At 34.4% G+C, this 22,568-nt stretch carries 24 protein-coding genes and 1 other annotated feature; of the genes, 2 read left to right on the plus strand and 22 right to left on the minus strand.

The window, feature by feature from the left end:
- Nucleotides 1–185 precede the first annotated feature (185 nt).
- The 20 genes from rplL to HMPREF2706_RS11120 all read right to left on the minus strand — a co-directional run bounded on the left by rplL (nt 186) and on the right by HMPREF2706_RS11120 (nt 18,027).
- Nucleotides 186–554: a 50S ribosomal protein L7/L12 gene (gene rplL / locus HMPREF2706_RS11030; protein ID WP_002433406.1), complete on the minus strand. Its 369-nt coding sequence runs from the start codon at nt 552–554 to the stop codon at nt 186–188.
- A gap of 39 nt (nt 555–593) precedes the next feature.
- Nucleotides 594–1,094 carry a 50S ribosomal protein L10 gene (gene rplJ, locus HMPREF2706_RS11035; RefSeq protein WP_002433246.1) on the minus strand — a complete coding sequence of 167 codons (501 nt, stop codon included), beginning with the start codon at nt 1,092–1,094 and terminating at the stop codon, nt 594–596.
- A gap of 39 nt (nt 1,095–1,133) precedes the next feature.
- Nucleotides 1,134–1,280 (minus strand) — a sequence feature (ribosomal protein L10 leader region).
- 94 nt (nt 1,281–1,374) lie between these two features.
- Entirely contained in the window at nt 1,375–2,070 is a 696-nt protein-coding gene (gene rplA / locus HMPREF2706_RS11040; RefSeq protein ID WP_002452478.1) for a 50S ribosomal protein L1, read from the minus strand.
- 221 nt (nt 2,071–2,291) lie between these two features.
- Complete coding sequence (gene rplK / locus HMPREF2706_RS11045) at nt 2,292–2,714, minus strand: 50S ribosomal protein L11 (protein WP_002433084.1); 423 nt, start codon at nt 2,712–2,714, stop codon at nt 2,292–2,294.
- 194 nt (nt 2,715–2,908) lie between these two features.
- Nucleotides 2,909–3,457 carry a transcription termination/antitermination protein NusG gene (gene nusG / locus HMPREF2706_RS11050; protein WP_002432993.1) on the minus strand — a complete coding sequence of 183 codons (549 nt, stop codon included), beginning with the start codon at nt 3,455–3,457 and terminating at the stop codon, nt 2,909–2,911.
- 10 nt (nt 3,458–3,467) lie between these two features.
- Nucleotides 3,468–3,650 carry a preprotein translocase subunit SecE gene (gene secE, locus HMPREF2706_RS11055; RefSeq protein WP_049428874.1) on the minus strand — a complete coding sequence of 61 codons (183 nt, stop codon included), beginning with the start codon at nt 3,648–3,650 and terminating at the stop codon, nt 3,468–3,470.
- A gap of 56 nt (nt 3,651–3,706) precedes the next feature.
- The gene (gene rpmG, locus HMPREF2706_RS11945) at nt 3,707–3,850 is read right to left on the minus strand and encodes a 50S ribosomal protein L33 (RefSeq protein WP_002452476.1); all 144 of its coding nucleotides are present in this window, start codon (nt 3,848–3,850) and stop codon (nt 3,707–3,709) included.
- A gap of 117 nt (nt 3,851–3,967) precedes the next feature.
- Nucleotides 3,968–4,540: a sigma-70 family RNA polymerase sigma factor gene (locus HMPREF2706_RS11060; RefSeq protein ID WP_023350793.1), complete on the minus strand. Its 573-nt coding sequence runs from the start codon at nt 4,538–4,540 to the stop codon at nt 3,968–3,970.
- 74 nt (nt 4,541–4,614) lie between these two features.
- Nucleotides 4,615–5,142, minus strand: coding sequence for an NYN domain-containing protein (locus HMPREF2706_RS11065; RefSeq protein ID WP_002433453.1), 528 nt, complete (start codon nt 5,140–5,142; stop codon nt 4,615–4,617).
- Nucleotides 5,139–5,888: a 23S rRNA (guanosine(2251)-2'-O)-methyltransferase RlmB gene (gene rlmB, locus HMPREF2706_RS11070; protein ID WP_002452475.1), complete on the minus strand. Its 750-nt coding sequence runs from the start codon at nt 5,886–5,888 to the stop codon at nt 5,139–5,141. The genes HMPREF2706_RS11065 and rlmB overlap by 4 nt, the downstream gene beginning before the upstream one ends.
- 7 nt (nt 5,889–5,895) lie before the next feature.
- Nucleotides 5,896–6,282: a Mini-ribonuclease 3 gene (locus tag HMPREF2706_RS11075; protein WP_002433421.1), complete on the minus strand. Its 387-nt coding sequence runs from the start codon at nt 6,280–6,282 to the stop codon at nt 5,896–5,898.
- 3 nt (nt 6,283–6,285) lie between these two features.
- Complete coding sequence (gene cysS / locus HMPREF2706_RS11080; protein WP_002452474.1) at nt 6,286–7,686, minus strand: cysteine--tRNA ligase; 1,401 nt, start codon at nt 7,684–7,686, stop codon at nt 6,286–6,288.
- Nucleotides 7,670–8,299: a serine O-acetyltransferase gene (gene cysE, locus HMPREF2706_RS11085; protein ID WP_171002259.1), complete on the minus strand. Its 630-nt coding sequence runs from the start codon at nt 8,297–8,299 to the stop codon at nt 7,670–7,672. Before cysE ends, cysS begins: the two co-directional genes overlap by 17 nt.
- A gap of 422 nt (nt 8,300–8,721) precedes the next feature.
- Nucleotides 8,722–10,176: a glutamate--tRNA ligase gene (gene gltX / locus HMPREF2706_RS11090; RefSeq protein WP_002433261.1), complete on the minus strand. Its 1,455-nt coding sequence runs from the start codon at nt 10,174–10,176 to the stop codon at nt 8,722–8,724.
- 409 nt (nt 10,177–10,585) lie between these two features.
- Nucleotides 10,586–11,650: a PIN/TRAM domain-containing protein gene (locus HMPREF2706_RS11095; protein ID WP_161799216.1), complete on the minus strand. Its 1,065-nt coding sequence runs from the start codon at nt 11,648–11,650 to the stop codon at nt 10,586–10,588.
- Nucleotides 11,651–11,807: 157 nt separating this feature from the next.
- Nucleotides 11,808–13,175 (minus strand): DNA repair protein RadA, encoded by a 1,368-nt coding sequence (gene radA, locus HMPREF2706_RS11100; protein WP_002433170.1) that lies wholly within the window; start codon nt 13,173–13,175, stop codon nt 11,808–11,810.
- A gap of 342 nt (nt 13,176–13,517) precedes the next feature.
- Nucleotides 13,518–15,971: an ATP-dependent Clp protease ATP-binding subunit gene (locus HMPREF2706_RS11105; RefSeq protein WP_002433302.1), complete on the minus strand. Its 2,454-nt coding sequence runs from the start codon at nt 15,969–15,971 to the stop codon at nt 13,518–13,520.
- A gap of 14 nt (nt 15,972–15,985) precedes the next feature.
- Entirely contained in the window at nt 15,986–16,990 is a 1,005-nt protein-coding gene (locus tag HMPREF2706_RS11110) for a protein arginine kinase (protein ID WP_002433454.1), read from the minus strand.
- Nucleotides 16,983–17,546: a UvrB/UvrC motif-containing protein gene (locus HMPREF2706_RS11115; RefSeq protein WP_070862378.1), complete on the minus strand. Its 564-nt coding sequence runs from the start codon at nt 17,544–17,546 to the stop codon at nt 16,983–16,985. Before HMPREF2706_RS11115 ends, HMPREF2706_RS11110 begins: the two co-directional genes overlap by 8 nt.
- 19 nt (nt 17,547–17,565) lie before the next feature.
- A complete protein-coding gene (locus tag HMPREF2706_RS11120; protein WP_002433457.1) occupies nt 17,566–18,027 on the minus strand; it encodes a CtsR family transcriptional regulator in 462 nt (153 codons plus the stop codon).
- A gap of 154 nt (nt 18,028–18,181) precedes the next feature.
- Here HMPREF2706_RS11120 and HMPREF2706_RS11125 point away from each other — a divergent pair, with 154 nt between their 5' ends.
- The gene (locus tag HMPREF2706_RS11125) at nt 18,182–19,393 is read left to right on the plus strand and encodes a NupC/NupG family nucleoside CNT transporter (protein ID WP_002452470.1); all 1,212 of its coding nucleotides are present in this window, start codon (nt 18,182–18,184) and stop codon (nt 19,391–19,393) included.
- A 130-nt stretch (nt 19,394–19,523) separates the two neighbouring features.
- On the opposite strand, the gene pdxT is transcribed toward HMPREF2706_RS11125, so the two are convergent.
- Together pdxT and pdxS are read right to left on the minus strand one after the other, a co-directional pair.
- A complete protein-coding gene (gene pdxT, locus HMPREF2706_RS11130) occupies nt 19,524–20,084 on the minus strand; it encodes a pyridoxal 5'-phosphate synthase glutaminase subunit PdxT (protein WP_030059231.1) in 561 nt (186 codons plus the stop codon).
- 3 nt (nt 20,085–20,087) lie between these two features.
- Nucleotides 20,088–20,975 (minus strand): pyridoxal 5'-phosphate synthase lyase subunit PdxS, encoded by an 888-nt coding sequence (gene pdxS / locus HMPREF2706_RS11135; RefSeq protein WP_049428877.1) that lies wholly within the window; start codon nt 20,973–20,975, stop codon nt 20,088–20,090.
- A 95-nt stretch (nt 20,976–21,070) separates the two neighbouring features.
- On the opposite strand from pdxS, the gene HMPREF2706_RS11140 reads away from it, so the two are divergent.
- The gene (locus HMPREF2706_RS11140) at nt 21,071–22,450 is read left to right on the plus strand and encodes a MocR-like pyridoxine biosynthesis transcription factor PdxR (RefSeq protein ID WP_030059229.1); all 1,380 of its coding nucleotides are present in this window, start codon (nt 21,071–21,073) and stop codon (nt 22,448–22,450) included.
- Nucleotides 22,451–22,568 lie beyond the last annotated feature (118 nt).

Here is a 22,568-nt window from a genome sequence, read left to right on the forward strand (position 1 = left end):
TATTCGTATGCTTAAGTTAGTTAATCTATAATACTAAATATAATTACAAGGTAATTAAAAACCCCGTTATCGCAATAACGGGGTTTTAATTTCTCAAAGAATTCAGGTTGTATTTGACTCGACAAAACTTATAAAGTTGGTCGAACAAATCTCTTCAACCTAACTATTTAATTAGAGAGTAGAAACTATTTTAATTCTACAGTAGCTCCAACTTCTTCTAATTGTTCTTTAAGTTTTTCTGCATCTTCTTTAGGCATAGCTTCTTTAATTACTTTAGGAGCTCCGTCTACTAATTCTTTAGCATCTTTTAATCCTAAGCCAGTTGCTTCTTTAACTGCTTTAACAACTTTGATTTTTGAAGATCCAGCTGAAGTTAATTCAACATCAAATTCAGTTTTTTCAGCTGCTGCGTCGCCGCCACCAGCTGCACCTGCTGCTGCTACTGGAGCTGCTGCAGTTACACCAAATTCTTCTTCAATTGCTTTTACTAAATCGTTTAATTCTAATACTGACATTTCTTTAATTGCTTCAATGATTTGTTCTTGATTAGCCATTTTAAAATTCCTCCATTTAATTTAATTTTTTATGCGCGATTATTCAGCGCTTTCTTCTTTTTGTTCACCAACGGCTTTAACTGCATAAGCGAAGTTGCGTACTGGAGCTTGTAATACTGATAAAAGCATTGATACAAGACCATCGTGTGAAGGTAATGAACCAACAGTTTTAACTTCTTCAGCTGAGATTACGCTACCTTCCATAACGCCTGTTTTAACTTCTAAAGCTTCGTGTTCTTTAGCAAATCCTGCGATAACTTTCGCTGGAGCTACAACATCTTCAGTTGAAGTTGCGATAGCTGTAGGACCTGTTAAGAATTCATCTAAGCCTTCGATACCTGCTTGTTCAGCTGCACGACGAACCATAGTGTTTTTGTAAACTTTGTACTCAACACCTGCTTCACGTAATTGTGAACGTAATTCAGTAACTTCTGCTACTGTTAAACCACGGTAGTCAACGATAACTGTTGATACTGAATTTTTAAGTTGTTCAGCAATAGTATCTACTTGTTGTTTTTTTGCTTCAATGATAGCAGACATTCAGACACCTCCATTTAAATTTTTTCGGTGCTTTTTTTAATAGCAATAAAAAAAGCACTTTCTACCCACGGCAAAAAGTGCTTGAAAGATCATTAATCATCACGTTCAAGTCAATTTTAGCCTCGGTAGGATGAGTTTTAAGTTATAAATAACTCCTACTGTCTTAGGTAAAATAATCACAATTAATAATATAACTGCTTTGTTGTAATAAGTCAACAAAAAATTTACAGACTGAAAGATTGCTTCCTTCAGTCTGTAATCATGTTGCATTATTTAAAATTTATAGTTTGAAAGATGAAGTATCAACTTTAACTCCAGGGCCCATTGTTGTAGTTACAGCAACAGATTTGAAGTAAGTACCTTTAGCAGAAGATGGTTTAGCTTTTGCTAAAACGTCTTGTAAAGCTTTAAAGTTTTCAACTAATTTTTCATCGTCGAATGAAACTTTACCGATTGAAGCATGTACGATACCTGCTTTTTCAGCACGGTATTCAACTTTACCAGCTTTGATTTCTTCTACAGCTTTTTTAACATCCATTGTTACTGTACCTGTTTTAGGGTTAGGCATTAAACCTTTAGGTCCTAATACACGACCTAATTTACCAACTTCGCCCATCATGTCAGGAGTAGCAACAACTACGTCGAAATCAAACCAACCTTGTTGGATTTTTTGTACGTAGTCTGATTCTCCTACATAATCTGCACCTGCTTCTTCAGCTTCAGTGATTTTATCGCCTTTAGCGAAAACTAATACACGTTGAGATTTACCAGTACCGTTAGGTAAAACAACTGCACCACGGATTTGTTGGTCATTTTTACGTGTATCAATTCCTAAACGGAAAGCTACTTCAACAGACGCGTCAAAGTTAGCAATGCTAGTTTCTTTAGCTAATTTAATTGCTTCTTCAACACTATAGTGTTGAGTACGATCAACTTTGCTAGCTGCTTCTTGATACTTTTTACCTTTTTTAGCCATTTATTGTTCCTCCTTTAGTGGTTTTAGCGGAATTTCCTCCCACATTTACTTGCCTATCGCAAGTTAAGAGCAGATAACAGTGGAAAGAGAGTGGTCCAGAAATATAATTTATGTCCCGTCCTCTTACTCATAGACAATATCAATTGTTTACCTTCTCTGTTACCTGCTTTTATCGTCTAAATTAAGTTCATTTTTAAAATTAAATTCGTTAATACGCTTAATTATTCTACAGTGATACCCATGCTACGTGCAGTACCTTCGATAATACGCATAGCTGCTTCTTCGTCTGCAGCGTTTAAGTCTTGCATTTTAGTTTGAGCAATTTCGCGTACTTGATCTTTAGTTACTGATGCAACTTTTGTTTTATTAGGTTCACCTGAACCTTTTTCAACGCCAGCTGCTTTTTTAAGTAGTACTGGAGCCGGTGGAGTTTTAGTAATGAATGTAAATGAACGATCTTCATATACACTGATTTCTACCGGAATGATTAAACCTGCTTGTTCTTGCGTACGTGCGTTGAACTCTTTACAGAATCCCATGATGTTCACACCTGCTTGACCTAATGCTGGACCAACTGGTGGTGCTGGATTCGCTTTACCTGCAGGAATTTGTAATTTAACTACTTTTTCTACTTTTTTAGCCACGATGTGCACCTCCTTGATATCGTGATGTGGTCACAGGGCTCAGTTTTGCCCTCCCACTCTTAAACATTTCGTGACGAAATGAACGCTCTAAAAGCGCGACCACATTATTTTAACACTCGCTCTATTAAAAAATCAATAGTAAAATTTCATCTTTTAGTTGAAGTTTTATAATAAATTTTTGATAGACGTTTAAATTAAAGTTTCTCAATTTGATCGAATTCAACTTCGACCGGTGTTTCTCGACCAAACATATCTACAAGTACAGTTAATTTAAATTTATCCGCTTCGATTTCTTGAACTTCGCCTACTTGGTTAGCAAAAGGTCCTGATTTGATACGAACTTGTTCACCAACATCAAGTTCAACATCAATAGTTTTCTCTTTAAGACCCATTTGCTTAAGAATGAAGCGCACTTCTTCAGGAAGTAGAGGATTAGGTTTAGAACCCGCACCTGCAGAACCTACGAATCCTGTAACACCTGGTGTGTTACGAACGACATACCATGACTGATCCGTCATTACAAGCTCAACTAGCACGTAACCTGGGAATGTTTTTTTAACAAGTTTCTTAGCTTTACCATCTTTAACTTGTGTTTCTTCCTCTTCTGGTATGACAACTCTAAAAATTTGCTCTGTCATATTCATAGATTCTACTCTTTTTTCTAAATTCTTTTTAACTTTGTTTTCATATCCAGAATAGGTATGCACAGCATACCAACGCTTTGCGCCAACTTCTTCAGACATGTCTCCACTCCTAACCTAATAATAATTGTTTCAATGCATTAATACCTACGTCTAAGGCATAGAAAAAGACTAAGAAGAATATAACTGTAAATACAACGATTACAGTGTATTTGAATAGTTCTTCTTTTGTCGGCCAACTTGTCTTTTCCATTTCTGATTTAACGCCTTTAAAGAAGTTCTCTTTTTTAGCCATTAGTTAGACCTCCACATTTTAAGCCTCAACTTTAAAGTCTCATTCAGCTTAATAATCTATTTCGATTCTTTATGAACTGTATGCGAATTACACTTCGGACAATACTTTTTCAGTGTTAATCTCGTTGCCGAACCTTCCTTTTTAGGGACGTTGTAATTTCTATTGCCACAAACCTCACAATTTAAAGGTACTTTCTTCACGATTATTCACCTTTACTCATTATAATACCAATATACTATACATAAATGTCGTAATAAATGTCAAACATACATTCTTTGCTATAATCACCTAATTACTAGGGAATAATACAGACAATTTCATTTCCTTAATTGTCGTTTCATTTTCATTTTACAACGTTGTATGGCATTGTAAACGTCTTTATCTTTAATTTCTAATGCTTGTGCAATTTCTCTCGGTTTATATTCTTTAATAATTAGTTTTAAGACGTCTCTTTCCAATCCGCTTAATGTAAATGCTTGGCTCATAATTTCCTTTGATAATTCTTCTCTTAAAAATGACCTTTCAACTTCATCAAGTGCTAATGCACAATGATAATCTACAACGTACTCGTTGATAAGCATCACATGTCGATGACGTTCAGCTCTACTCTTTCTTAAGTAGTCATACTTAACAGAGCGAATGAGAAAGTACAAATATCTTTTAAATGGAATTGCTCTACTAAAGTCATAATGTTGAAGTGCTCGATACATTTTTATGATAATCTCTTGATACATATCCTCAATATCAAATTGATTCGATGTTATGTATCCAATTTTTCTAAAAATGAGTGGTCTCAACTCTCTAAGTAGCGTCTCAAATATACGCTCGATATCTTCAGTTTCGATGTTGAAATGATACTGTGTTAATTCATCTTGATGTCTTTGATTCAATCACGTATACCTAACCTTCCTTTATTGTTAGGTTAGTTTATATGACTTAGATTAAATTTATCAATACCACTGTATTAATCATTTCGATGGTTTCCACGTCTGATTTTTTCAAATTCTTCTAGTATCTCATTTGATAACTGAATTCGAGTTCTGGGTTTCTTTTCACTAAAATCATCAATTGATTTGCTCACTGTGATTTCATTTTCTTTTAAATCGCGCCACATTTCCCTCGAAGATATGCGGTATGCCCCAGATCCAAAAATGGCATGTTGCTCACTCATATCACTCGTAACAACGGTGATATGCGTTGTATGTTTATCATATAACTCATATACATAACGTTCGATAAAACTATCTGCTGTTTCTTTCTCTTTAGTAAACACCGTTCTAACGCCATGGTATACGTATTCTCTTTCAATTCCGGATTGTTCATATGCATCAAATACACACACAATTTCATCAGCAATAAGTGCATTATAGTTTGCTATGGCATCCAAAAGTTGCTCTCTTGCTTCTTCTAAACTCTCTTTAGCAATCGCACTTAATGCTGAAGATTGACCTATCATATTATAGCCATCGATAATTAGATATCTTTCCTTCATGACATCTCTCCAGTCTCATCTCTTTTACGAAATACTTCATACATCATCAAGCTTGCTGCTACAGAAGCATTGAGACTATTAACATGTCCAACCATAGGTATTTTAATGTAAAAATCACATTTATCGCTCACTAAGCGACTCATTCCTTGTCCTTCGCTTCCTATCACGATAGCTAAAGACATATCCGCCTGTAAGTCACGATAATCCGTAGCATTACTTGCTTCGGTACCTGCGACCCAAAAACCATTTTCTTTTAATTCATCGATTGTCTTAGAAAGGTTCGTAACGCGTATAACTGGAACATGTTGAATAGCTCCAGTTGAAGCTTTTGCAACAGTCTGCGTGAGCGCTACTGAACGTCTTTTAGGAATAATGACTCCGTCTACTCCAGTTGCATCAGCAGTCCTTAATATAGAACCAAGATTATGCGGATCTTCTAGACCATCTAAAATTAATATTGTAGAAAAGCCATCTTTATTCTTCTGGCTTTGTAAAAATTCATCAAAATCTTCATATTCATATGGAGCGACTAATGCAGCAACCCCTTGATGAGGTGCATTTGATAAAAAATCTAATTTAGATTTTGGCACGGTTTGAACTATCAATTTTTGAGCTTTTGCATTTTTTAAAATTTCATTAATCTGTTGTTTTTTTATACCATCTTGAATCAAAATCTTATTTATAGCATGCCCCGAAACAATCGCTTCTTTAACTGCATGTCTTCCTACTATGACAGTATCTTCCACGTTCTCACTACCTTTCATTTACTATTTCAACAATAGTTTGAAGTAATTCTTCTAAACGCGCATGTTGATGATCTAAATATAAAAAACCTATAACTGCTTCCAAGGCTGAACTTTTTCGATATGTTTGAACATCAGTATTTTTAGCTTTGGTATAGCTTTTAGCATTACGTCCCCTTCTCAAAACATTTAACTCTTCTTCAGTAAACCAATCATTAGATATTAAATACTCTAATGTCTGAGCTTGGCTTTTAGCAGAAACATATTGTTTTGATACCTGGTGTAGACGATTCGGTTTACTTTGTAATTTAAGAACAATATATTCTCGTACATGTTGATCTAATACGGCATCGCCCATATAAGCAAGCGTCAATGGATTTAATAATTTAACATTCATTATTTAGCCACGCTTAAATCTGACACCTTGTGGCGTATCTTCTAAAATAATGTTACGTTCTTTCAACATGTCTCGAATTTCATCAGCACGTGCGAAATCTTTATTTTTACGAGCTTCATTACGTTCTTCTATAAGCTTTTCAATATCCTCATCTAGTAACTCGTTTTCATTTTCACCTTTAAGTGGGACGCCAAGAACATCACTGAAGATTTGATATACTTCTTTAAATCTATGAAGTACCTTCGTAGACGTTGTGTTCTCTAGAACATATTTATTCGCAAGTTTGGCTAAATCATACCAAGCAGTGACAGCATTAGCTGTATTAAAGTCATCATCCATAACCGCTTCAAATTGTCGGAGAATCGTTTCTATTTGATCAATGTATTCAGAATGTTCTTCTAAATCTGTAGCAATGGCTTCACGTTCTTCAATCAATTTATAACTATTGCGTATACGTTCTAAACCGCTTCTCGCAGCTCCTACTAGTTCTAAATTATAATTAATCGGGCTACGGTAATGGACACTAATCATAAAGAAACGTAGTACATCTGGATCTATTTCTTTAATAATGTCGTGTACTAAAATGAAGTTACCTAATGATTTACTCATTTTTTCGTTATCTATATTTATGAATCCATTGTGCATCCAGTAATTCGCAAATGGTGCATGATTGTGTGCTTCTGACTGGGCAATTTCATTTTCATGGTGAGGGAATTGTAAATCTGACCCTCCTGCATGAATATCGATTGTCGCTCCTAATTCATGATAAGCCATAACTGAGCATTCGATATGCCAGCCTGGACGACCTTTACCAAATGGACTATCCCAACTGATTTCGCCAGGTTTCGCTTTTTTCCATAAAGTAAAATCGAGCGCATCTTCTTTTTGTTCTCCCGCTTCAATACGCGCGCCTACTTTGAGGTCATCTAGAGATTGATGACTTAATTTACCATATCCATCAAATTGACGCGTTCTAAAGTACACATCTCCATCACTCTCATAAGCATACCCTTCATCTACTAATTCTTTAATGAAATCTATAATTTCTTGCATATGGTTCATCACACGCGGATTGGATGTTGCTTTCTTAACGTTCAATGCACCTACGTCTTCATAGAATGCTTTGATGTACTTTTCTGCAATTTCAGGAACACTTTCATTTAGTTCTTTAGAGCGATTAATTAATTTATCATCCACATCAGTGAAATTGGAAACGTAAATCACTTCATAACCTTTGTATTCAAAATATCTTCTAACAACATCATAGTTAATAGCAGGTCTTGCATTTCCGATGTGTATATAATTGTAAACTGTCGGACCACAAACATACATTTTCACCTTGCCTGGTTCAATCGGCTCAAATGTTTCTTTCCGACGTGTTAACGTATTATATAATGTAATCATCTTGAATCTCTCCATTCTTAGCTTTTTCAAGTTGTCGTTCTAAATGTTTGATTTGTTCGAAAAGTGGATCAGGTAAGTTGCGATGGTCAAATGTTTTACCGATACGCTTACCTTCTTGTTTAACGATATGACCCGGTATACCTACAACAGTGGTATAGCTTGGTACAGATTGTAGTACAACTGAATTCGCACCAATATTTACATTTGATTCAATTTGAATATTCCCCAACACCTTAGAACCAGCTGCAATTAAAACATTATCTCCAATGTCCGGGTGACGCTTACCTTTTTCTTTACCTGTACCACCTAAAGTAACACCTTGGTAAATCGTGACGTTATCCCCAATTGTACATGTCTCACCAATTACAACACCCATACCGTGATCAATAAATAATCGTTTACCAATTTTTGCTCCGGGATGAATTTCTATACCCGTAAAAAAGCGTGACACTTGTGAGATGACTCTCGCTGCTGTATAACGTTTCTTATTATATAATTTATGGGCTATCAAATGACTCCATACCGCATGTAATCCTGCATAGGTAGTAACTACTTCTAAAGTTGAGCGTGCTGCTGGATCCTGTTCAAACACCATTTTTATATCGTCTCTCATTCTTCTTAACAAGATCTTCTCCCCCTTGGTTCAATCATTAAGATATCTGTTCTTTACATGAAATAATTTTTCGACCGTCATGCACAATTTTAAAATTAATGTTATTAAAAAAGCACCTCTAACAACTGATGTTAGAGGCGCTCTTAGCACGGTTCCACTCTTCATTTAGTAACGAAACTTTAAAATGTTAGCGTTACTCTCATTTGTATTATTCATCTTAGTTCAACAAAGGTGCATTCATTAATATTAATGATGTGCTCACAGCGACCGCACACTCTCTGAGTCATGTAATAATTAATTACTAATCCTTTGATTCATTTTTATAGTTATAATAATAGGTCGTTAATTGTGAAATTTCAAGTCGAAACACACGTTTTTTAATCATACTGCACTAGATAAAGCTAAACTTCGTTATTAATTTACTATACATACTTTTGTAATCGTGATAATACTTTTTCTTTACCTAAAACTTCAATCGTATTTGGTAATTCTGGTCCATGCATTTGACCTGTAACGGCTACACGAATTGGCATGAACAATTGTTTACCTTTAATACCTGTCTCTTTTTGAACTTCTTTAATTGTTTTCTTAATTTCTGCTGCTTCAAATGGTTCTAAAGCTTCTAATTTACCGTATAAATGATTCATTAACTCAGGAACTTGTTCACCATTTATAACTTCTTGCTCCTCTTCACCAAGTTCTGGCATTTCGTGGAAGAACATTTCTGATAATGGAACAATTTCACCTGCGTAACTCATTTCTTTTTGATATAAAGCAACAAGTTTTCTACCCCATTCTTTATCTTCTTCAGAAGGATTTTCTGGGATAAGATTTGCTTTGATTAAATGCGGTAATGCTAATTCAAATACTGTATCAGTGTCTTTCGTTTTCATATATTGGTTATTTACCCAAGCTAACTTTTGTCTGTCGAACATAGCTGGTGATTTAGATAAACGTTTTTCATCGAAGATTTTAATAAATTCTTCTTTAGAAAAGATTTCTTCTTCACCTTCAGGTGACCAACCTAATAAAGTAATAAAGTTAAATAGTGCTTCTGGTAAGTAACCTAAATCACGGTATTGCTCAATAAATTGTAAAATTTGACCGTCACGTTTACTTAACTTTTTACGTTCTTCATTAACGATTAATGACATATGACCAAAGCGTGGTGGTTCCCAACCGAACGCTTCATATATCATCAATTGTTTAGGTGTGTTAGAAACATGGTCATCACCACGAATAACATCTGAAATTTTCATATAATGATCGTCTACAGCAACTGCAAAGTTATACGTTGGAACGCCATCTTTCTTAACAATGACCCAATCACCCATATTATTTGAATCAAAAGAAATTTCACCTTTTACCATATCTTTGAAACTATAAGTTTTATCTTTAGGCACGCGGAAGCGAATAGATGGTTTACGTCCTTCAGCTTCGAACTGTTTGCGTTGTTCTTCTGATAAATGTGCGTGTTGTCCGCCATAACGAGGCATTTCTCCACGAGCAATTTGCGCTTCACGTTCTTCTTCTAATTCTTCCTCAGTCATGTAACACTTGTATGCTCTATCTTCATCAAGTAATTGTTGAATAAGTGGATTATAAATATCAGCACGTTCAGACTGACGATATGGACCAAAACCTTTATCTTTATCGATAGATTCATCCCAGTCTAAACCTAACCATTTTAAGTTATCAAATTGTGAAGATTCACCATCTTCTAAATTACGTTTACTGTCCGTATCTTCTATACGAACTACAAAATCTCCATCATAATGTTTCGCAAATAAATAGTTAAATAATGCTGTTCTAGCATTACCAATATGCAAGTAGCCTGTTGGACTTGGCGCATATCTTACTCTGATGCGTTCACTCATTATATTCACTCCTACGATTATTATTTATGTGGTTGATGAACTGATTGAAAATAAATGACCTATGATAACTCATTTTATGAAGCAATCGCATTTAATATTTTCAAGTCATGTTTCAAACCATTAAGCATGTAAGCTTTCATGTTTTCAGTAGTTTAATTCAATTTTAAAAAAAGTTATTCAAAAGTTTATGATGTGTTTAACCATTACTTTGTGAATAACTTTCGTGAAACATTGATTATTCATTCTTACATAACATTCAATAATATTGTAGCACTTAAACACGCCTTTGATAAGTCTATTGTTTTAACAGTCTTTCATAGTTAATAGTTTTTTATATGAGAAAAGGTTTCATGTAAAATACATACTTAATTATAAAATATGTAGTTTCACATGAAACCTCTTTTTAGAATTAATTTTCAAAATCAGAACTATTGTCATCGACATGTTTCGCAAAAACGATTCTACCAGATGAAGTTTGTAGTAAACTGATGACTTCTAAGTTAACATGTTGGCCCACTAATTTCTTAGCGTTATCAACAACGACCATTGTGCCATCATCTAAATACCCAACGCCTTGACCAGGCTCTTTCCCCATTTTAGTTAAAAGGATATTGAGGTGGTCACCTTGATGTACGTTAGGCTTAATAGCTTCAGATAAATCATTAACATTAAGTGCCATAATGCCTTGGACATGACACACTTTATTTAAATTAAAATCCGTTGTAATAACGTGAGCGTGGTAATGTTGTGCTAATTTGATTAATAAAGTATCAATATCATTATGAGATTTCGTTGGATTTATGACTCGAGTAGGATAGTCTAAATCATAAAGTTGATTAAGAATGTCTAATCCACGCTGACCCTTTTCTCTTTTTACACTATCATTCGCATCAGCTACGACTTGTAATTCATTTATAACACCTTGAGGGATAAGAATATCTCCATCAATAAATCCACAACGAATAATATCTAATATACGCCCATCAATAATTGCGCTTGTATCGATGATTTTAGGGATTGCTTTACGTGTGTTGTAGGACATTGAGCGTGCCATATTTTCAGGCAAAAACATTAACATCTCATCACGTTTCTTTAAACCAAATTGGAATCCAAGATAACATAAAATAATTGTTATTATAATTGGGATAAAATGATTGAGCATTGAATTTCCTATTAGTTCTAAGATGAAAGAAACCATCACAGAAATAAATAATCCAATAATCAAACCAATTGTTGCGAACAAGATTTCAACCGCACTGCGGCGCATTATAATTTGTTCTAGTTCTTTAAAAGCGTATGTGACCTTTTTTAAGAAAAATCCAAATATAATGAAGAACAATATGATCCCTATTAATCCATCTATGTAATGATTAGTGATAATTGGGTAAGTGTTAATCCCTAAATCAGATACTACTTCTGGGATGATGATAATCCCTAGTGCAGCACCGATAATGATATAAATAATTACCACCATTAATCTAATGATATTCAATCTTATCCTCCTCTCATGGCTGTCTATTCATTGTATGTAAATCACTTATTTAACATAATTATAATGAAATTTGTGAAAACTAAATTAAAAAACTATATGCGTTTAAATCTTAAAACTCACTAACTACTATGAGGGAGGATTATGAAGAATGAAGCGCATATTTTAAAGCCTCATGCACAGAAGACACTCCTATGACTTGAATACCTTCCGGGAAAGTCCACCCACCAATATTAGTCTGAGGTATAATCGCTCGTTTGAATCCAAGTTTAGCCGCCTCTTGCACGCGTTGTTCAATGCGTGACACACGTCGAACTTCACCTGTTAGACCAACCTCTCCAACAAAGCAATCTAAACCGTCTACCGCTTTATCCTTAAAGCTTGAAGCTGTCGCAACAATAATACTTAAGTCAACGGCTGGTTCTGTTAATTTCACACCACCAGCAACTTTGATATAAGCATCTTGTTGTTGAAGTAAATAATTCTCCTTCTTCTCTAAAACTGCCATAAGCAAACTTAATCGATTATGATCTATGCCCGTAGCCATACGTCTTGGATTGTTGAAAGTGGTCGGTGTGACTAACGCTTGGACCTCTATTAATAATGGTCTTGTACCTTCCATAGTCGGTACAATTGTTGAACCTGGCACGTTTGTAGAACGTTCTTCTAAGAACATTTCAGACGGATTTAAGACACCTTTCAAACCACTTTGCTTCATTTCGAAAATACCCATCTCATTCGTGGAGCCAAAACGGTTTTTAACCGCACGTAAAATTCGATAAGCATGATGTTCATCACCTTCAAAGTAAAGCACGGTATCCACCATATGTTCAAGTAATCTTGGACCGGCAATTTGTCCTTCTTTCGTAACATGACCGACGATGAACGTTGCGATATCCATTTGCTTTGCGATATTCATTAGACTTTGGGTACTTTCTCTTACTTGAGATACAGAACCCGGTGCAGAACTGATTTCAGGATGATAAATAGTTTGAATTGAATCTACTACAAGTAAATCTGGGCGTTCATCCTTAACTGTTTGATGAATGACTTCTAAATCAGTCTCTGCTAATACATTGAGTTGACTAGAATCTTCTTCTAAGCGATCGGCACGTAGTTTAGTCTGATTGATAGATTCCTCACCTGTAATATATAAGACATTCTTATTTTGAGATAATGCCGCACATATTTGAAGAAGCAACGTAGACTTCCCAATACCAGGATCGCCACCTATAAGTACGAGTGATCCACTGACAATCCCTCCACCAAGGACTCTGTTAAATTCTTTAGAATCCGTTAGAATTCTAGGGGTAGATTCATGTTTAACATTATCCAATTTTTGAACTTTTCCAGCTGCTTCTTTAGATTTCACTCCATGTTTAGGGTTTGCAGCTTTCTCTACAATTTCTTCCATCTGGTTCCATGCACCACAGTTTGGACATTTCCCCATCCATTTAGGAGATTGATAGCCACATGCCATACACTCAAATATTACTTTTTTCTTGGCCACTTCTGCACCTCCAAATTATTATGAACAAATCTATTTTAAACTGACATTTTGATTATGACAAATTAAATGTAAATGATTATGATATAGTCTATTTTTATGTGGTTATTAAACTATGATTTTTTATAAATAATTTTATTTTTGTCTATTTTAATTTCTGCAATTTTGTATAATCGCTAGTGTATTGTTTTTTATTTTCCGGAAAATGAATATCCCATCATCAGTTTTAAACAAATTGAAAAATATGTAAAAAAATGACATCCCTCAAACAGCGAGAGATGTCATTTATTAATGATGCAAATAGCAAACATTACTTTAGTTATTCAATATATTAGTAATAATCAATTAAGCTTCAGTGGTTTCTTTATCATCTGACTTTTCATGGATATCATATTTGAATTCATCGCCATCATGATCGATTGTGACTTCTTTACCTTCAATTTGATTACCATCTAAAATTAATTCACTAAGATTATCTTCTACAGTTTTTTGGATGGCTCTAATTAATGGTCTAGCACCGTATTCTGGATCGTAACCTTCTTCTGCGATTTTTTCTTTAGCTTTATCAGTTACAGAAATATTGATGTTTTGTTCAGATAATCGATCAGTAAGTTTCTTAACCATCATAGTAACAATTTCTTTCAATTCTTCTTTAGATAGTTTATGGAATACGATGATATCATCCACACGGTTTAAGAATTCAGGACGGAATGAATTTTTGAGTTCTTTCATCATTGTTTTGCGAATTGTTTCGTAGTCATTACCCTCTGAAGCACCGCCAAATCCTGCAAATCGTTGGTCTTGTAATTCTTGCGCACCAACATTTGATGTCATAATAATGACTGTGTTACGGAAATCTACAGTACGACCTTTAGTATCAGTTAGATGACCATCGTCTAATACTTGTAGCAAGATATTAAATACGTCAGGGTGGGCTTTTTCAATTTCATCAAATAAAATAACTGAGTAAGGTTTGCGTCTAACTTTTTCAGTTAATTGACCACCATCATCATGACCTACGTAGCCTGGAGGTGCTCCAACTAAACGACTCACAGCATGTTTCTCCATAAATTCACTCATATCAACACGAATCATAGCATCATCTTCACCAAACATAGATTCAGCTAATGCACGAGCTAATTCTGTTTTACCTACACCTGTAGGACCTAAGAAGATAAAGCTACCGATTGGACGTTTAGGATCTTTTAATCCAGCGCGAGCACGTCTTACAGCTTTACTAATTGAATTAACAGCGTCATTTTGACCGATAACTCGGTTATGAAGTGTATCTTCAAGGTTGAGTAAGCGATCTGATTCAGTTTCATTAATTTTAGTTAATGGAATACCTGTCCATCCTGCGATAACTTCAGCAATATCTTCTTCAGATAAAGCTGTACTTACACCACCTTGAGAGTTTTTCCATTCGTTTTTAGCTTCTTCATATTGTTTTTCAAGCTTAGATTGTTTGTCTCTTAAGTTTGCTGCATTTTCAAATTCTTGTGCATGAACGGCAGCATCTTTTTCATTTTTTACATTTTCAATTTCTTGTTCAATCTCTTTTAGATTGTTAGGAGTTGTATGACTTTTCAATCTAACCTTAGAACTTGCTTCATCAATAAGGTCAATCGCTTTGTCTGGTAAGAAACGATCTGATACATAACGATTACTTAATTTTGCCGCAGCTTCTAAAGCCTCATCAGATATATTAATTCTATGATGAGCTTCATAACGATCACGTAATCCTTTTAAGATTTCAATCGTATCTTCAACTGTTGGTTCATCAACTTGAACAGGTTGGAAACGACGTTCTAACGCAGCGTCTTTCTCAATATTTTTACGATATTCATCTAATGTTGTAGCACCAATACATTGTAACTCTCCTCTAGCTAATGCTGGTTTAAGAATATTAGAAGCGTCAATTGCACCTTCCGCACCTCCAGCACCAACTAATGTGTGTAACTCATCTATAAATAAAATGACGTTACCTGCTTGATGAATTTCTTCCATTACTTTTTTCAAGCGTTCTTCAAATTCACCGCGGTATTTTGTACCAGCAACGACAGTTCCCATATCGAGTGACATCACTCGTTTATCTTTTAGAGTTTCTGGGACTTCATTATTAACGATTGCTTGTGCTAAACCTTCAGCTATAGCAGTTTTACCCACACCAGGTTCACCGATAAGTACTGGGTTATTTTTAGTACGACGGCTGAGCACTTCAATCACACGAGTAATTTCTTTATCTCTTCCAACTACAGGATCTAAAGTGCCATCTTTAGCAATAACTGTTAAGTCTCTAGCTAAACTATCTAATGTTGGAGTGTTATTTGATTTATTTGCTTGAGCATTTTTATTACTCATTTCTGGACTACCTAAAGCTTTTACTACTTGCGCGCGTGCTTTTGTAATATTTAAATCTAAATTGGCAAAGACACGTGCTGCGACACCTTCATTTTCACGGATTAAGCCTAGAAGAATATGTTCTGTTCCCACAAAGTTATGATGTAGTTTTCTCGCTTCATCCATTGAAAGCTCAATAACTTTTTTAGCTCTAGGTGTGTAATGTAAAGTGCCCATTTGTTCTTGACCATGGCCAATTAACTTTTCAACTTCTTCAATAACTTTATCTTCAGTGATATTAAAGCTTTCTAACACTTTGGCAGCGATACCTTCAGGTTCTTTCATTAAACCTAATAAAAGATGTTCCGTTCCAATATTTGAATGGTTCAAGCGAATTGCTTCTTCTTGTGCGTGCGCTAGTACGCGTTGTGCACGTTCTGTTAATCTACCAAATAGCATATATAAAATACCTCCTATTTTATATGTTTCCTTAATAAATCAGCTCTTTTTTCATTTACTGTTTTATCATCATCTTCATCTATTAAAAATGGCGATTGAATAGCTACCATTAATTCATTAAATTTAAAATCTTCAAGCGAAATATAGTTTAAATCAATGCCAAGCTTAACTTCACTCAAGCGAAATGATGCTTCTTCCATTGATATGATTCTACTATTTTGTAAAATCCCTAGTGAGCGATAAACTCTATCAAGTGTCTCTACAGGATTATGTTTATCAAGTCTTTCTCTGATTTGTTTTTCCTCATTGATAATTTGATTAACTACTTCAGTTAAGTTATCAATGATGTCGGATTCAGTTTTCCCTAAAGTAAGTTGGTTTGAAACTTGATAAATATGTCCATATACTTGTGAACCTTCTCCATAAATACCTCGAATCGTAAATCCAAAACGATTAATTGTTTGAGCGATACGATTCATTCTCTTCATAATAGAAAGTCCTGGTAAATGTAGCATGACACTTGCGCGCATTCCAGTGCCTATATTAGTTGGACATGTTGTTAAATAACCTAAGTGTTCGTCATAACTTATATCTAAATCACTATCCAACTCATCATCAATATTTGAAGCCCTTTGATATAATTCACGCAACGATAAATCTGTTCCTAACGCTTGAATTCGAATATGATCTTCTTCGTTAATCATTACACTTAAAGATTCATCTTCATTTAACAGCACCGCGGATGCTGGCTGTTTGATAAGTTCTGGACTGACAAGATGTTTCGCAACTAATTTCATTTTACTTTGTTGATCCATAGTGTCTAAACGTTGTAACTTTAAGTTTGGAAGCGCATCTTGAACTTCGTTGATAACTCGAAAACCCTCTTGTTCAGAAGGAAACATCAAAGGATGGACGTGATTTTCTAGATTTCTTGCTAATCTAATACGAGAAGAAATAACTACAGGTGCCTCTTCTGTCATCTTCATCCATTCACTTATATTAGTATGAATGTCACTCATTACGAGACACCTCACTCTCATCTTTTAATGCTTTAATTTCATCACGTACAACAGCCGCTTCCTCGAAATTTTGTTCTTCAATTAATTTGTTTAGATATTTTGTTTTTTCTTCGATTTGCTTTTTAATTGCAAGTTTCTTATATGAAGATTGAGGCGTTTTACCTACATGTTCAAATTGGCCTCCCTGTACACGTCTAACAATATCGATAATGTCTTCTTTAAAAGTTGCGTAACAATTCGCGCAACCGAATTTACCAACGTGCGCAATATCTTTTAAAGTCATTTGACATGTTGGGCATTGCTTTTCCTCTTTGAACGCCATTTCTTGAAAATTAATATCATGTTTCGTAGCAAGATGTTGTAAAATCTGTTTAACTACAAAAGCTTCCTCTATATCATCCTGATGCACATGGTAAGAAGTATCCTCATGAGATTGGTGCCATGGATTATCACCTGGAGCACATATTGAGCATACCCATTTTTCGTGAGTACCGTCTTTACTTTTAACTGTTAATTTTACTTCTGCTTCATTTAAATGACAGTTTTCACAAAGCACGTTCAGACACCTCACTTCATTAATAATAGTTTATAACTGGAAGTAATCGTTTTAAAATATTAGCGCGTATAATATCTCTTGCGACCACATCCATTTTTAATGTCTCTCTATCTATAACTGCTTGGATCATTTTAGCTTCTCTTTGGTTAATTAGACCTTTATCTAGTAAACCATCTATAACATAATACGCTTGTTGTTGAGAAATAGAAGGCCCTATCAATTGAAGTAAGTGATTAATATAACCTGATGCATCTTTATTTTCAATTTTAGTGATTCGGATGTAGCCTCCGCCACCCCGTTTACTTTCTATTTCATAACCATGTTCATTTGTGAAGCGTGTTTTAATAACATAATTTAATTGAGAAGGAACACAATCGAAGCGTTGTGCAATATTAGCGCGTTGTATTTCGACCACATCTTCATTTGTTTCCTCGAATAAATGTTTAATGTATTGTTCTATGATGTCAGACATGTTATGCATGGATATCACCTCTTTTTGACCTTCTTTGACTTTATTATATGACCACCTTTGACCTTTTTCAACCAATTTGATTTTTAAAATTTAAATTTTATGATGTTAGCGCGTTCATTTTATTGTATGATAGAGAATAGAAAAATTTAAAGGAATGAAAAACATGCATATTTTGATTGGGATTATAGGAATTATATTCTTTTTAGCACTCGCATTTTTATTTAGTTCAGATAGAAAAAATATCCGTTGGAAATATGTCGGATTACTCTTAGTAATTCAATTGATATTTGCATTTATTTTATTAAAAACAAATATAGGTATCACAGTTATTGGTGGTATTTCGTATGGTTTCAGTTATTTATTAAAGCAAGCTGCTGAGGGTGTCAATTTCGTATTCGGTGGTTTTAAATTAGATCCAAAAAACCCTCCATTCTTCTTTAATGTATTGTTACCTATCGTGTTTATCTCAGCGCTTATCGGTATTTTACAATATACAAGAATTTTACCGCTTATAATTAACATTTTAGGTTTTTTAATTTCTAAAATTAATGGCATGGGACGTTTAGAATCTTACAATGCTGTAGCAGCAGCAATTTTAGGACAATCAGAGGTATTTATCTCATTAAAACAACAATTGCCATACATACCTAAACAACGTTTGTATACATTAACTGCATCTGCAATGTCGACAGTATCTGCTTCAATTATTGGAGCCTACTTCACATTAATAGAACCTAAATATGTTGTAACAGCTGTGGTACTTAACTTATTTGGTGGTTTCATCATCGCGTCTATTATCAATCCGTATAAAGTGAATGAAGAAGATGATAAATTATTAGTCGATGAAAGTGAAACTAAAAATCAATCATTCTTCGAAATGCTTGGTGAATATATTTTAGATGGTTTCAAAGTAGCAGTGATTGTCGGTGCAATGTTAATTGGTTATATTGCTCTTATTGCTTTACTTAATGGTGTAGTAAGTGGAATCTTTAGTCTATTATCAGGTGGAACATTGGATTGGAATTTCCAAACGTTAATCGGTTTTGTCTTTGCACCATTCGCATTCCTAACTGGTGTTCCTTGGCATGATGCTGTGCAGTCAGGTTCAATTATGGCGACAAAATTATTATCAAATGAATTCGTTGCTATGCAAGCACTCGGTAAAACACATGGTTTATCTGAGCATGCTAAAGGTGTCACTTCAGTATTCTTAGTATCATTTGCTAATTTCAGTTCAATAGGTATTATTTCCGGTGCGATTAAATCACTAAATGATAAAAAAGGTGATATCGTAGCACGATTTGGATTAAAACTATTGTTCGGTGCAACATTAGTATCATTTATTTCTGCAGCAATTGCAGGATTCTTTATTTAATCAAACGCGAGAGTAACTTAGGAAAGTTGCTCTTGCGTTTTTTTTTATGAGCTTACATTTGCTTTTGAAATTCATTTTCCGAAAAATTAAAAACGGCCACCTTTAAGATGACCGTTTATCAAAAGATTAATTAATTATTCTTTATCATATGGTTAATGAAGTATTCAGTTACACGATAATCGTCGGTGAATTCAGGATGGAAAGAGACACCAAGATATTTACCTTGTTTAACCGCAACAATCTTATCTCCTACTCGGCTAAGAATGTCTACACCTTTCTCAACTTGAGCAATATGTGGTGCGCGTATGAATACACCTTCAATATCTTTAGCAACACCTTTTATATTAAGTTCCGATTCAAAACTATCAACTTGACGACCAAATGAATTACGTTCGACTGTAATATCCAACTTTTTTAAATAGCCAGATTCACCTTCAACATCTTTTGCAAGTACGATCAATCCCGCACATGTGCCAAACATTGGTAAATCAGATTGCTTTAACGCTTCCTTAAAGCCATATAAGTCCATTAGTCTTCTTAGTGTTGTAGATTCACCACCTGGCAAAATCAAACCAGCAATATCTTCAAGTTGTTCAACTCTTTTTACTGCGACACCTTCATGACCACTTAACTCTATGTGACGAATGTGTTCACGAACTGCACCTTGTAATGCTAATACACCTATTTTCATAAATTACCATCCACGCTCTTGCATACGTTCTTCTAAAGAAATTTGGTTGATATCTAAACCTTTCATCGCTGTACCAAGTTCACTAGCCAATTTTCCAATTAATTCATAATCTTGATAATGAGTCGTTGCTTGGACAATTGCTTTAGCAAATTTTTCAGGATCTTCTGATTTAAAAATACCAGAACCAACAAATACACCATCAGCACCTAATTCCATCATTAAAGCAGCATCTTGAGGTGTTGCTACGCCACCTGCTGCAAAGTTTACTACTGGTAAACGTCCATTATCTTTAATTTGTTTTAATACTTCAAAAGGTGCTCCCAAATCTTTAGCGAAAGTCATAATTTCATCATCATTCATTACTGTTAGACGACTAACTTCAGCATTAACGCGTCTCATGTGACGTACAGCTTCTACGATATTGCCTGTTCCAGGTTCACCTTTCGTACGTAACATTGCAGCACCTTCTCCAATACGTCGTGCAGCTTCACCTAAATTACGGCAACCACAAACGAAAGGCACTGTAAATTGATCTTTTCTTAAGTGATACTCTTCATCAGCTGGAGTCAATACTTCAGATTCATCGATATAATCAACACCCATTGATTCTAATACTCTAGCTTCAGTAATATGTCCTATACGGGCTTTAGCCATAACAGGTATAGACACAGCATTCATTACTTCCTCTACAATTTTAGGATTAGCCATACGTGCCACGCCACCTGCTGCTCGGATGTCTGATGGAACGCGTTCTAAAGCCATTACTGCAACAGCACCAGCTTCTTCAGCAATATTAGCTTGTTCTGCATTTACGACGTCCATAATAACGCCACCTTTTTGCATTTCAGCCATTCCTCTTTTTACTCTTTCTGAGCCTACGATTTTTGACATGTTATTACCCCTTTACTTATTGATTAAATTCATTTTAAGAGATAAACTGATATTTAAAAAGGTTCAATTTATCCATAATAATAGGGGTCAGATTTATGAAATCATCACAACCACTTTACTTATCTCTTTATGAAAAGTTAAAAAATCAAATTATCGAAGGTCAATACCATTCCAATGATAAGTTTCCTTCGAAAAGACAATTAAGCGAACATTTGTCAATGAGTCATACAACTATTGAACACGCTTATCAACTGTTATTAGATGAAGGATTTATATACTCTAAGCCGAGATCTGGATACTATGTATCAGATATTGAATCATTGCCAGTTATCAATAGAGAAACTTATCCTAATAATGATCATTTAGAGATGCATAATGAAAGTAATGAAAACTCGCAATTCAAATTCGCCTTCAACTTAGCTGAAATCGACTCTGAAAATTTTCCTATGCATATATTTAGAAAATACGCAAAAGACGTCTTTGAAGAAGATCACTTATCACTATTACAAAGAGGCGAAATTCAAGGAGAGTTCGTATTACGTCAACAAATTGCACATTATTTATTTAATAGTAGAGGCGTAACATGTCACCCTAATCAAATAGTCATTGGTTCTTCTACTAGCCAACTCCTCGATATGATTACTAATTTACTTAATCAAGAAAAGTTTATCATCGAGAAACCGAGTTATCCTCCGATCAAACATGTCTTAGACAAAAAGAATATGAACTATTTACAAGTTCCTGTTGAAAAAAATGGCATACAAGTTCGCCCTATCTTAGAATCAAAATATAATATTTTATATATTACACCTTCACATCAATTTCCTACTGGTCATGTCACCAATTTAAAAAAGAGAACTCAACTTATTCAATGGGCACAACAAGATGAACAACGTTACATTATTGAAGATGATTATGATTCAGAGTTCAGGTACTTTGGTAAACCTATACCAGCTCTACAAAGTTTAGATACTAAAGGAAAAGTTGTTTATATAAGTACATTTTCAAAATCACTCTATCCTAGCTGTAGAATTGCATATATTGTTTTACCAAAAGAAATATTATCAAAATATAAACAAAGAAAATTAAAAGAAGGTAATACTGTACCTGTGCACATTCAACATATGGTTGCACAATTTATGGCAAGTGGTAGCTTTGAAAGACATTTAAATAAAATGAGGAAAATTTATAGAGACAAATTAAATTATATATTGCACCATCTCGAAAAATATAAAGACCAATTGCAAATTGAAGGAGCACTTACTGGGATGCATTTTAATTTAACAGTTCTGAATGGTCTCACTACACAGCAATGCTTAGACAAGGCTAAGAATAACAAATTAAAACTCGAAATATATAACTATGATGATATCCCCTTAGAGTATCCTAAATTTATTTTAGGATTCGGTGGAATTAAACAACGTGAACTTGCAGATTATGTTAAAGCTCTCATCAACTCGTTAATTATAAAGTAACACTTCTTTTTTAAAAGTTAGTGTTACTTATGCGATAGCTAATTGGCTATCGTATTTTAATTAACTTCCTCTTATTAATTTCTCATCTTTATTTTTTCGCATAAAAAAAGAGACCTTA

Origin of the sequence: Staphylococcus sp. HMSC067F07 (assembly GCF_001837405.1) — a bacterium.
In the GTDB taxonomy this organism is placed as follows: Bacteria; Bacillota; Bacilli; order Staphylococcales; family Staphylococcaceae; genus Staphylococcus; species Staphylococcus capitis.